The sequence below is a fragment of the Anaeromassilibacillus sp. An200 genome (assembly GCF_002160025.1).
GTDB lineage: Bacteria > Bacillota > Clostridia > Oscillospirales > Acutalibacteraceae > Caccousia > Caccousia stercoris.
This window is the reverse complement of record NZ_NFJU01000057.1, coordinates 1-11,600: the sequence shown is the minus strand read 5'-3', so window position 1 is coordinate 11,600 and position 11,600 is coordinate 1. Positions and strand designations below refer to the sequence as shown.

Below are 11,600 nucleotides of genomic sequence, written 5' to 3'. Positions count from 1 at the left end.
ATCTTGCTAAGAAGCGTGCGGAGGGCAAACACTACAATGTCGCGCTTTCTCATGCTACAAAAAAGTTGGTTCGTCTAATATTTGCTATGGAGAAATCCAGGCAGCCATAAGATTTGCGTTAAGGAATCCAATGGAAAACGGCACAATCTGACTAATTTTCTGCAAAACTCTTGAGCGCCGAAAATCCAGCGTATCACCAAACTGCGTTTCCAATCCAAGAACACTTTCCCACCATGCGATTGTGGGTTCGTCTGCCGTCTGGATGTAGATGCAAAGCCGCTGGACAAAGTGATCTTACACAAAGTACCGCCCAAACGAGACTACGGGCGGTATTTTTGTATCTTGGCGGAGAAAAGAGGAAGTTCCCAGAACGGATACCAGGCCAGGCAAGGAAACTCTGCCCGAGCCGGAGAAAACGTCTGCTCCCCCGGAGGACGGAAAAAAGGCGGAACAGCAGGCAAAGAGCCCGCAGGTTTCCGTCTATGACTTCGCTGAAATTATGAGAGAAAAGAAAGCCGAGGAACGGGCAGCGGCTTCCGGCGGGGAAAAGCCTGCCCCGGCAAAAACGGAGAAACCGGAAAAGCAACCGGAGGCTCCAAAAAAGGCCGAGAGAAAACAGGAAAAACCCAAATAAACCGAGCAGCCGAAGCGTCGGGACTGTCCTCCGAAAGAGGATAAGGACAAGGCCTCCGCTCCCGAAGTCCAAAACTCCCACATAGAAAAAGCCGGAAAAGACCACCAAAGAGAAACTGGAGAAAAAAGCGGCTCCTCTGTGATAGTGACCACTGCCGGAACAACTAACCAGGAGACATCCTTCTATATCTTAACAAATCAACTATATCATTTCTCCCACAATGATACAGTTGAACCTTGACAGAGTCAAATTTACTTGATATAGTTTAATTACATCAATAGAAATAAAATGATATAATTGACCCAAAGTGAGGTACAGGATGCGCACCTACGATTTTGCTCAAAACTATCAGAAGCTGCTTGTCTCGGATATCGTGGCTTTGCTGACTCAGATTCATGAATACAAAGGAGAACAGGCCCTGTTTATTGAGGCCAAGGCCGATACCCTGACCAAGCTGGTGGAGATCGCCAAGATCCAGAGCACCGAAGCCTCCAACAAAATTGAGGGCATTTATACCTCGGATGAGCGGCTCAAGAAGCTGGTGCAGGATAAGACCACCCCGCGCACTCGGAACGAGCAGGAGATCGCCGGCTACCGGGATGTGTTGGCCACTATCCACGAGAGCTTTGATTATATCCCGCCTAAATCCTCCCTGATCCTGCAGCTTCACCGGGATCTCTATAAATTCAGCGGTGCGTCCTACGGCGGGCACTACAAAACGGCGGACAATGTGATTGCCGAGACGGATGCCCAGGGGAACAAAACCGTTCGTTTCCAGCCGCTCCCCGCCTGGGAAACGCCGGAGGCGGTGGACAGCCTCTGCCGGGCCTATGAGGAGGCTGTGGGGAAGGGTGAGATGGATCCGCTGCTGCTGATCCCCATGTTCATCCTGGACTTTCTCTGTATCCATCCCTTTAACGACGGCAACGGACGCATGAGCCGCCTGCTGACCCTGCTGCTGCTCTATCGGGCGGGCTATATCGTGGGCAAGTATATCAGCATCGAAAAGCTCATTGAGGAGAGCAAGGAGACCTACTATGAAGCCCTCCAGCAGAGTTCCCAGGGATGGCGCGAGGGAGCGAACGATTACGCCCCCTTTGTGCGCTATACACTGGGCGTTGTGGCGGCGGCCTACCGGGAATTTTCCACCCGGGTGCAGGTCCTGGCCGTCAGTGGCATGAGCAAGCCGGACCGCGTCCGGAAGATCATCAAGGGCACCCTTGGAAAGATCACCAAAGCGGAGATCATCCAGCAATGCCCTGATATCAGTAAAATCACGATACAGCGCACCTTGGCCGACCTGCAGAAGAGCGGGGACATTTTGAAACTCAGCGGTGGGCGCTATACCGCCTATATCTGGAACCGGGAAAAGGAGTAAGAGAACATGATTACTGGCGAACTGAAAAACAAAATCGACCGCCTCTGGGAAACCTTCTGGACCGGTGGCATCACGAACCCGCTGGATGTGGTGGAGCAGATGACCTATCTGATGTTCATCCACGACCTGGACGCCGCCGATAACCAGCGGGCCAAGGAGAGCGCCATGCTGGGGCTGCCCCACAAGAGCATCTTTTCCGGCGAGGTGCAGGTGGGCGAGCGAACCATCCCGGGCAATCAGCTCAAATGGTCGGTGTTCCACGACTTCCCCGCCGGGCAGATGTATTCCGTCATGCAGGAGTGGGTGTTCCCCTTCATCAAGAACCTCCACGCCGACAAGGACAGCGCCTACGCCAAGTACATGGGGGACGCCATTTTCAAAATTCCCACACCTCTGATGCTGGATAAGATCGTTACCGCAATGGACGAGATCTACGCCCAGGCAGAACAGCTCCACGACGCCGACGTTCGGGGCGATATCTACGAATACCTCCTGTCCAAGATTGCCACCGCCGGGGTCAACGGCCAGTTTCGTACCCCCCGGCATATCATCCGCATGATGGTGGATATGATGGCTCCCCGGGCGGACGATGTGATCTGCGACCCGGCCTGCGGTACCGGCGGCTTCCTGGTGGCGGCGGGGGAGTATCTCAAGGAGAACCGCAGAGAGGAAATTTTCTTTGACCGTCAGAAGAAAGACCACTACATGAACCACATGTTCCACGGCTACGACATGGACCGCACCATGCTGCGCATCGGAGCTATGAACATGATGACCCACGGCATCGACAACCCCTACATCGAGTACCGGGACAGCCTCAGCGATCAGAACACCGACCGGGAAAAGTATTCCCTCATTCTGGCCAATCCCCCCTTCAAGGGAAGTCTGGACGCGGATATCGTGTCCGCCGACCTGCTGAAGGTGTGCAAGACCAAGAAGACCGAGCTGCTGTTTCTGGCCCTCTTTCTGCGGATGCTCAAAGTGGGCGGACGGTGCGCTGTCATCGTGCCAGACGGGGTGCTGTTCGGCTCCTCCACGGCACACAAAGCCATCCGAAAGGAGATTGTGGAGGGTAACCGACTGGAGGCGGTGATCTCCATGCCCAGCGGGGTGTTCAAGCCCTACGCCGGGGTGTCCACGGCGGTGCTGGTGTTCACCAAAACGGGCCACGGCGGCACGGATGACGTGTGGTTTTACGACATGAAAGTTGACGGCTTCTCCCTGGACGACAAGCGCACGGAAATAAAAGAGAACGACATCCCCGACATCGTCAAGCGGTTCCATGATCGGGAGGGGGAGAGGACGCGCCAGCGCACCGAGCAGTCCTTCTTGGTGCCGAAAGAGGAGATTGCCCAGAATGGCTACGACCTCTCCATCAACAAGTATAAGCAGGTGGAGTATGTCCCCGTGGAGTACCCCTCCACCCAGGAGATTTTGGCCGACCTCAATGAGCTGGAGATGGAGATTACCAAAGGGTTGACGGAGCTGGAGGGGATGGTGTGATGGTGAAGTTGGGGGATATTTGTAAATTTCAATCTGGTGGAACACCAAGTAAAAGCAAGCCCGACTTTTTTGGAGGAAATATTCCGTGGATTACGACAGTGGCATTAAATGGTGGTATTATTGATAGTACAAATGCAGTTGACTGGATAACGGACCAAGCAATTCGAGAGAGTGCTGCTAAGATTGTCCCACAGAACTCCATTATGGTTGGTACACGAGTAGGAATTGGAAAAGCTGCTATTAACGCTGTTCCTATGTCAACAAGCCAAGATATCATATCCCTGTTGGATATTGATACGGCGAGTTGGGATAAAGGTTTTTTGTGTAAATTTATTATTGGAAAGAACGATTTTTTACTTGCACAAGCGCGAGGCGCAACTATTCAAGGGATAAAAATAGATGCCTTATCAAATTTGCAAGTGCCAGATATACCTCTGGAAGAACAGCGACATATTGCCGCCCTACTGGACAAGGTCAGCGACCTGATCACCAAGCGCCGGGCGCAGCTGGACAAACTGGATCTGCTGGTCAAAGCCCGGTTTGTGGAGATGTTTGGGGATCCGTCAAGCAATCCTATGGGGTGGCAATTAACTACTGTTGGACAGGAATGCTATTATATCAAAGATGGCCCACATAAATCACTTCCTGATGTCGGTAAGGGCAATGGCTACCCATTTATTTCTGTGCGAAATATTGTCAATGGCTATATCGATTTTTCCACGGCAAAGTATATTTCTGAACAGGATTACTATGAGTCTGTTAAAAAGTGTTCCCCTAAAAAGGGAGATATTCTATATAGCAAGGGTGGCACAACCGGTATAGCAAAGTTAATTGATGTTGATATTAAATTTGCAAATTGGGTGCATTTGGCAGTTTTAAAATTTGACAATTCTTTAAATGGCATTTTCTTTGAAAGTATGCTTAATTCTGACTATTGTTATGACCAATCACAAAAGTTGACAAAAGGCATAGCAAATAAAGATTTGGTGCTAAGTGCAATGGCGCAGATTAAAATATATAAACCGCCAATTAAGTTACAAAATCAATTTGCAATCTTTGTTGAGCAGACAAATAAATTAAAATGGTCTATACAGCAAAGCCTTGATAAACTGGAAGTGCTAAAAAAAGTCCTGATGCAGCAATATTTTGGGTGAAATATAACATGATAAAAAAGTTAAAATTAGTTTCATTGAAAGTGTTAATGTTTTGCACAAGTTATTTTTTGGTATTTCTTTTTTTGTTCGCTCTATTCAGATGTTTCAACGAATTTGAAATATTGCCAGACACAGTATACTTGCCTGCTTCCGTGTTATTTAGCGCTGTAGTCGCAATTGGTTTTAGAATATGTTCGGTTTTGTCCAAGAAATATACTAAAAAAACTAAGTTGAAAAATTTTTGGGAGATGAATTACTCCTATTTTTTGCTTGCCTATTTCATTTCTATATTCTGCATGGTTTCTCTTAAGTCAGAAATCGTTTGGACGTTAGAGAAGTTGGAAGAAATCTTATCACTTGAATGGACAATATTTAGCATTTCAATAACCATTTTTTTAGTATGGAATGTTTTGATCCTTCAGTTTCTTAAGGAAAAACAACCTTCTGAAGAAAAAAGCAATTCGCTCATTAATAAAATCGGCTATATCCAAAAAAAAGCCAATTTTCATGGACAAGCATCCCTGTTTTTTAATTCTGTTTATCTTTTAACTATCAATTTGATAGTTTTGCTGTTCGCAACATCCGTAGTACACTTCTCCACTGAACAAACGGTCACTATTTTGAACCAGACTGTCACAAGTATTACCTTCTATTTTTGTACAAACACTATTTCTATTCTATTTTTGGACATTTTAAAGCCTCTAAGCCAAGAAAAGAAGACAATGTTAGAAGAAAGTAAAGTGACAACAGAAGACTTAAATCTTCAGAACAAAGTATCAGAAATTAGCAATCAGGCATTAAAGGCCTTTAAAGCTATTGAAGAGTTGTCTACTTTGTCGAAAGATAAGAAAACTGAAATGCAAAATGTTATATTAGCAGAAGCTATGCAACAATTGACAGGAATCCAAGATCAATCCGAGTACATCGAAGGAGGTGAAAAGTAATTTATGACCAACTTCGATTTTCTCCTCTCCGACCCCCAATTTAACACCTTTGGAGAAGTAGCCGTCTCAGTAGAAAAAATATATACCATCGACCCGGCGGCCTGCGTGCTGAATTGCCGCCGGGCGGTAGAGTTTGCCGTCAAATGGATGTACTCCGTGGACGGCGGGTTGGTCATGCCCTACGACGACCGGCTGGCCAGCCTCATGGACACCGAGGACTTTCGGGCCATCGTGGACCGGGATCTGTGGCAGCGTCTCAAATATATCCGCCAGACGGGCAACGCCGCCGCCCACACCGGGAAGAAGATCGCCCGTGAGCAGGCCCGGCTGTGCCTGGAAAATCTCTGGTACTTCATGGACTTTGTGGCCTGCTGCTACGGCACTTCTTACACCCCAGGAGCATTTGACCCGGCCTTGCTGGAGCAACAGACCGCCGCCCCGGTTCCCGCTCCTGTGCCCGAGGTGGATTTGGCCGCCCTTATCGCTGAAAATGAGTCTCTCAAAGCGGAGCTCACCGCCCGCAGGGAAGCTCAGCAGCCTGGCTACACTCCCAAGCCTCTGGATCTCTCCGAGTACAAGACCCGCAAGCTGTATATCGACGCCATGCTCGCCGACGCGGGCTGGACCGAGGGAAAAGACTGGCTGGATGAGGTGGAGCTGCCCGGTATGCCCAACAAGAGCGAGGTGGGCTATGCCGACTATGTGCTCTACGACGATGCCCACCGCCCTCTGGCCGTCATCGAGGCCAAGCGCACCTGTGTGGACCCGGCCAAGGGCCGCCAGCAGGCCAAGCTGTACGCCGACCTGCTGGAACAAAAATATGGCCGCCGCCCGGTGATCTTCCTCACCAACGGCTTTGATACCCGCTTGGACGATGGGGCCTACCCGGAGCGGCGGGTGGCTGCCTTCTACTCCAAGCGGGACTTGGAGAAGCTTTTCAATCTCCGAGCCATGCGGACGAGTCTCAAGTACATTCAGGTGGACCACGCCATCGCGGGCCGCTACTATCAGGAAGGAGCCATCAAAGCCACCTGTCAGGCTTTGGCCCAGAACCGCCGGAAAGCCCTGTTGGTGATGGCCACCGGTTCCGGTAAGACCCGGACGGTCATCGCCTTGGTGAAGGTGCTCCTCCAGCACGGCTGGGTGAAAAATGTCCTCTTCCTGGCTGATCGCAACTCCCTGGTCACCCAGGCCAAGCGCAGCTTTGTGAACCTGCTGCCCGATCTCTCCGTGACCAACCTGTGCGAGGAGAAGGACAACTACACCGCCCACTGCGTCTTTTCCACCTATCAGACCATGATGAACTGCATCGACTCGGTGGAGGACGGGGAGGGGAAGCTGTTCACCGTGGGCCACTTCGATCTGGTTATCTGCGACGAGGCTCACCGCTCCATCTACAACAAGTACCGGGATATTTTCAACTACTTTGACGCTCCTTTGGTGGGCCTCACCGCCACCCCCAAGGACGAGATCGACAAAAACACCTATGAGGTCTTTGAACTGGAAAGCGGCGTTCCTACCTATGGCTACGAGCTGGCCCAGGCGGTGAAGGACGGCTTTCTGGTGGACTTTCTCACGGTGGAGAGCAAGCTGAAATTCCTGGAGGAGGGCATCTCCTACGCCGATCTGTCCAAGGAGGAAAAAGCGGAGTACGAGGCCACCTTCACCGACGAAAACGGGGAGCTGCCGGAGCGGATCGAGTCCTCCGCCCTCAACGAGTGGCTGTTCAACGAGGATACCATTCGTCTGGCCCTGGACCTGCTGATGAACAACGGCTTGAAAATTGACTACGGGGAGAAGCTGGGTAAGACCATTATCTTTGCCAAGAACCACCGCCATGCTGAGAAGATTCTGGAGGTCTTCAGCAAGGAATACCCCCATCTGCCCGGCTACGCCAAGGTTATCGACAACTACATGACCTACGCCCAGAGCGCCATTGACGAGTTTTCCGACCCGAAAAAGCTGCCCCAGATCGCCATCTCCGTGGATATGTTGGACACCGGCATCGATGTGCCCGAGGTGCTGAATCTGGTGTTCTTCAAGAAGGTCATGAGCAAGGCGAAATTCTGGCAGATGATCGGCCGGGGCACTCGCCTGTGTCCAGGATTAGTCGATGGGGAGGACAAGAGCAAGTTCTACATCTTTGACCTGTGCGGCAACTTCGAATTCTTCCGCATGAACAAGGGCAAGGCCACGGCTAACCAGATGGCCCTGCAAAGTGCCATTTTCTATCTGAAAGCCCAGATTGTCTACAAGCTCCAGGACCTGGCCTACCAGACGGAAGAACTGATTCCGTTCCGGGAAAAGTTGGTGGGCGAAATGCTCTCCAAGGTGCAGCAGCTGGATCGGGAGAACTTCGCCGTGCGGCAGCACCTGCGGTATGTGGAGAAGTTCGCCGACCCGGCGAGCTACCAGGCCCTCGGCTATGAGGACACCCTTTTTCTCAAAGACGAGGTAGCGCCCCTACTCCAGCCGGACATGGACGAGGCCAGCGCCGTGCGGTTCGATGCGCTGATGTACGGCATTGAACTTGCCTATTTGGTGGGAAAGACCTACAAGAAAGCCCGAAAGGATCTGGTGAAGAAGGTCAGCGGTGTGGCCAGCGTGGCCAACATCCCGGAGATCCGGGCTCAGTCTGAACTCATCGAGAAAATCCTGCATACCGATTATCTGGACAACGCTGGGATCAATGAATTTGAGCATATCCGGGAGTGCCTGCGGAACCTGATGAAGTATCTGCCCCACGATGGCGCAATTTACAACACCAACTTTACAGACGATATCCTGTCCGTGGAGTGGAAGGAGTCGGAGTTGGAGAACGATGACCTGAAGAACTACAAGGCCAAGGCGGAATTCTATGTGCGTCAGCATCAGGACAAGCCCGTCATCGCGAAACTACGCTCCAATGTGCCGCTGACGGCGGAGGATGTAAAGGAGCTGGAGGCCATCCTCTGGAGTGAGGTCGGTACCAAACAGGACTACGAGGCTGAGGTGGGCCAGAAGCCGCTGGGAGAGTTCGTCCGGGAGATCGTGGGCATGGATATGAACGCTGCTAAGGAGGCCTTCGCCCAGTACTTAAATGATGTCAATCTGGACAGCCGGCAAATCTACTTTGTTAACCAGATTGTGGAGTACATCGTCCACAACGGCGTGATGAAGGATCTGTCTGTGCTCCAGGAGCCGCCCTTCACGGATCGGGGCAGCATCGTGGAGATCTTCACAGATCTGTCCCTTTGGGCAGGCATCAAGAGCGTGATTGACCGGATCAACGCCAATGCTGCGGCATAAATTACGCCGCAGAAATAAAAAGGTTTCTGAATCTGGAGAGTTGTTCTTCATTGGTTCAAAGATTTTGATTTTTCCTTTGGTTAGAACCGCAGGTGTAATAAAATGTGCCCCCAAAATTCTGCGTGGGAGTAAACAATAAAAAGCTGCCTCAACATACAGAAATCCCATACTCCGCTATACTGAAAATAGAAAAGCGAGGAGGTGCGGCGATGGCAGACAGAAAAATCCGCGCCGGCTACTACCGGCGGTATGACGGCAAGGTAGTCTATGTGATCTCTCTGGCTCCCGACGCCGACACCGGCGAGGAAAGTGTCATCTGGACAACCTATCCCCTTGCGGATGTTCCCAGATACTACACCTCCAGCAAAAAGTCTTTCTGCGCTTTTGTCGAAGTGAACGGCGAGCGGAAAGCTAAGTATAAGCGACTGCTCAATATGAAGATCTCAGGGGAAACCATAGAGCGACTGGAGGAAGAGGGTTTCCGTGGGCCGATTCGTAAACGGCAGCGACTGCAGCCGGATGAAGCATACGACACTCGTGAGTATCAGCAGTCTCCTACCTATTACGCCTACGCAAAAGATCTCTATGAGCACTACATCTTTGACCAAAATAAATATCGCCTCTGCGTGAAAGAAAAAAGATTTGCTGCTATCACCCGAAGTGACTTCGCTAAGCTGAAAGAAGACCTACAGTTTCTGGACAATGCTCTGAAAACGGTGCTGACTACATACCAGAATTATTTTCGGGAGCGGTTCGTAAACGGTCTGTCAATCCGCAGGTACGCGGAAGCGCATCAGCTGAACCGCGGCAGCGTGGACTATCTGCAAAAGAAACTTCTCACCGCGCTGGCGCAGCTGCTGAAAGAGCGGGATGAAGCGGATGGGATTTGTCGTCTGCGCTCCAAAACAACTTGATACGATTATATGATGATCGGAGCGTCTGCCGAATGGCAGGCGCTCTTTTTGTGTCAATTTTATGTCAAACTGCTATATAGCTCAGATAAGTAGTGAGAGGATATTTTGAAAAAGCAGTCTATCGGAAGTGCAAAGCTGTTCTGTGGTGAGGTGATGCCCATGTCTGAATGAGTGAGTAATTGATGTTGCCGTGGCAAGCGGAGAAAGGACAGGAGGTGCAAGTTGAAGTTTCAACAGTGGCCCAAACGCGCTCACAACAAAAACTATTTTATGGTACCCAACGAGATATTCAGCATCGGTCTGGATTACCGCGAGATCTCCCTCTACACCTATCTGCTCCGGTGTGAGAACCGGGAAACCTATCAGTGCTGGCCCAGCTACAAAACCATCGGACATGCGATCGGCATGAGTGAAAATACAGTGGCAAAGTATGTGCGACAGTTGGAGGAGAAAGGTTTCATCCGCACGGAACCGACCATGATGCAGAGCAAAGACGGCAGACCGCTCAACGGAAACCTGCTCTACACCATCTGCCCGATCCAGGCGGCAATCGAATTGTTCTACGAACGGCAGTTTCTGAAGCTGGAGGAGGATGCTGCTCGTCAGAAGGCGATGGCACACCTCGCGGAATCGGCCTGTGAAAGCCACCAGAATGCCCTGTGTGCGCCTTTGAGGGAGAATACGGAACCCTGATACCCCCTCGGGCTTGGAAGGCGAATTTGGCCCGCTTTCTGAGGCACTCCCGAGGACGAAAGAAAAGGCAGGTGAACCTAGGGGATGAAAATGGTGCAGGATAAAGCGCGGGGGCCACAGAGTGCCCTCCGCGCGGCTTACACCGCCCCGCAATGCGGGTCGGGGAGCTTTTACGCGGGGGTCAGATTTTGGACGCTGGGGTCAAATCGGGGATCAAACGGTGCAGAAATGCCCATGAATCAAGGCTTTGAGCGGAGTCAGAAGTGCTGTCATGCCATTTGCGGTCGATTTTCCTGCGATTCATTTCCATCAAATATACCAATCCAAATTCACCCCATGGCACACCACGGACAAATAGGCTCCCGCATAGTCTCCCGCGTAAAATCTGCACCGCAGAAAACAAAGAAAAGCCATTTTGAACTATGAAATTTCTGATAACTCTTCGCAGTTGCCATAGCTATTCCCATTCGTTTTCGGTATTGTGTGTCCTGGAAAGGAGGGCAGCATACCATGAACGACTACATGAAAGCCCTGCACTATCGCTTCTTCCATAGACCAGATTGCACAGAACTGCGGGAAGAAATTGACCAGCTCTACTCTGGACTGCGGGAAAAGATGGACAGGCCTGAGCAGAGTAAACTCCTACAGTTGGTAGACGAGCAGAATCTTTTGAAGGAAGAAATCTCTCTTGCCAGCTTCACTACCGGCTTCAAACTGGCATGGGGAATGGCACAGGAGTTGTGGACGGACGGTCCGTATTCCTTCGATGAGGAGCAAATGGGATGAGCAAGGACGACAATTATTTTAACCGAAAGATTAACTATTAAAAGTCAACCACAAAATGAATAGCTGTGGTGAAAGGGAGATGGTTCAAAAAGGGTATAGCAAAGCAGAGGTCTTGTCAGACCCCTGCTGGCTATTCAAGTAGTTGCACTCAAGCCACCAAGCAATATGGCTGCCTGGATTTCTCCATAGCAAATATCAGACGAACCAACTTTTTTGTAGCATGAGAAAGCGCGACATTGTAGTGTTTGCCCTCCGCACGCTTCTTAGCAAGATAGGCAGCAAAGGTCGGATCCCAGTGGCAGACAT

8 protein-coding genes and 1 pseudogene are annotated in these 11,600 nt (G+C 50.8%); 8 read left to right on the top strand and 1 reads right to left on the bottom strand.

From position 1 onward, the window contains the following. Positions 1-953 precede the first annotated feature (953 nt). The 8 genes from B5F35_RS16375 (at position 954) to B5F35_RS16340 (ending at position 11,294) form a co-directional block, all read left to right on the top strand. Positions 954-2,012 carry a Fic family protein gene (locus B5F35_RS16375; RefSeq protein ID WP_087242633.1) on the top strand — a complete coding sequence of 353 codons (1,059 nt, stop codon included), beginning with the start codon at positions 954-956 and terminating at the stop codon, positions 2,010-2,012. 6 nt (positions 2,013-2,018) lie between these two features. Further along, positions 2,019-3,515, top strand: a complete 1,497-nt coding sequence (locus tag B5F35_RS16370) for a class I SAM-dependent DNA methyltransferase (protein ID WP_087242632.1) — start codon at positions 2,019-2,021, stop codon at positions 3,513-3,515. Then, positions 3,515-4,669, top strand: a complete 1,155-nt coding sequence (locus B5F35_RS16365) for a restriction endonuclease subunit S (RefSeq protein ID WP_087242631.1) — start codon at positions 3,515-3,517, stop codon at positions 4,667-4,669. The genes B5F35_RS16370 and B5F35_RS16365 overlap by 1 nt, the downstream gene beginning before the upstream one ends. An 8-nt stretch (positions 4,670-4,677) precedes the next feature. Further along, positions 4,678-5,613 carry a hypothetical protein gene (locus tag B5F35_RS16360; protein WP_140401266.1) on the top strand — a complete coding sequence of 312 codons (936 nt, stop codon included), beginning with the start codon at positions 4,678-4,680 and terminating at the stop codon, positions 5,611-5,613. Between the two features lie 3 nt (positions 5,614-5,616). Continuing rightward, a complete protein-coding gene (locus B5F35_RS16355; protein WP_087242629.1) occupies positions 5,617-8,901 on the top strand; it encodes a DEAD/DEAH box helicase family protein in 3,285 nt (1,094 codons plus the stop codon). A 209-nt stretch (positions 8,902-9,110) separates the two neighbouring features. Then, entirely contained in the window at positions 9,111-9,815 is a 705-nt protein-coding gene (locus B5F35_RS16350) for a hypothetical protein (RefSeq protein ID WP_087242628.1), read from the top strand. A gap of 222 nt (positions 9,816-10,037) precedes the next feature. Continuing rightward, complete coding sequence (locus tag B5F35_RS16345; protein ID WP_164488531.1) at positions 10,038-10,508, top strand: helix-turn-helix domain-containing protein; 471 nt, start codon at positions 10,038-10,040, stop codon at positions 10,506-10,508. Between the two features lie 510 nt (positions 10,509-11,018). Then, positions 11,019-11,294 carry a DUF6809 family protein gene (locus tag B5F35_RS16340; protein WP_087242627.1) on the top strand — a complete coding sequence of 92 codons (276 nt, stop codon included), beginning with the start codon at positions 11,019-11,021 and terminating at the stop codon, positions 11,292-11,294. Between the two features lie 148 nt (positions 11,295-11,442). Here the strand turns inward: B5F35_RS16340 and B5F35_RS19345 are convergent. Next, positions 11,443-11,600, bottom strand: a pseudogene (locus B5F35_RS19345) (IS110 family RNA-guided transposase); the annotation flags it as partial.

Bases quoted from the DNA above. Each gene is read 5' to 3' on its own strand.
- B5F35_RS16375 (WP_087242633.1), top strand. From the start codon at position 954: ATGCGCACCTACGATTTTGCTCAAAACTATCAGAAGCTGCTTGTCTCG.
- B5F35_RS16370 (WP_087242632.1), top strand. From the start codon at position 2,019: ATGATTACTGGCGAACTGAAAAACAAAATCGACCGCCTCTGGGAAACC.
- B5F35_RS16365 (WP_087242631.1), top strand. From the start codon at position 3,515: ATGGTGAAGTTGGGGGATATTTGTAAATTTCAATCTGGTGGAACACCA.
- B5F35_RS16360 (WP_140401266.1), top strand. From the start codon at position 4,678: ATGATAAAAAAGTTAAAATTAGTTTCATTGAAAGTGTTAATGTTTTGC.
- B5F35_RS16355 (WP_087242629.1), top strand. From the start codon at position 5,617: ATGACCAACTTCGATTTTCTCCTCTCCGACCCCCAATTTAACACCTTT.
- B5F35_RS16350 (WP_087242628.1), top strand. From the start codon at position 9,111: ATGGCAGACAGAAAAATCCGCGCCGGCTACTACCGGCGGTATGACGGC.
- B5F35_RS16340 (WP_087242627.1), top strand. From the start codon at position 11,019: ATGAACGACTACATGAAAGCCCTGCACTATCGCTTCTTCCATAGACCA.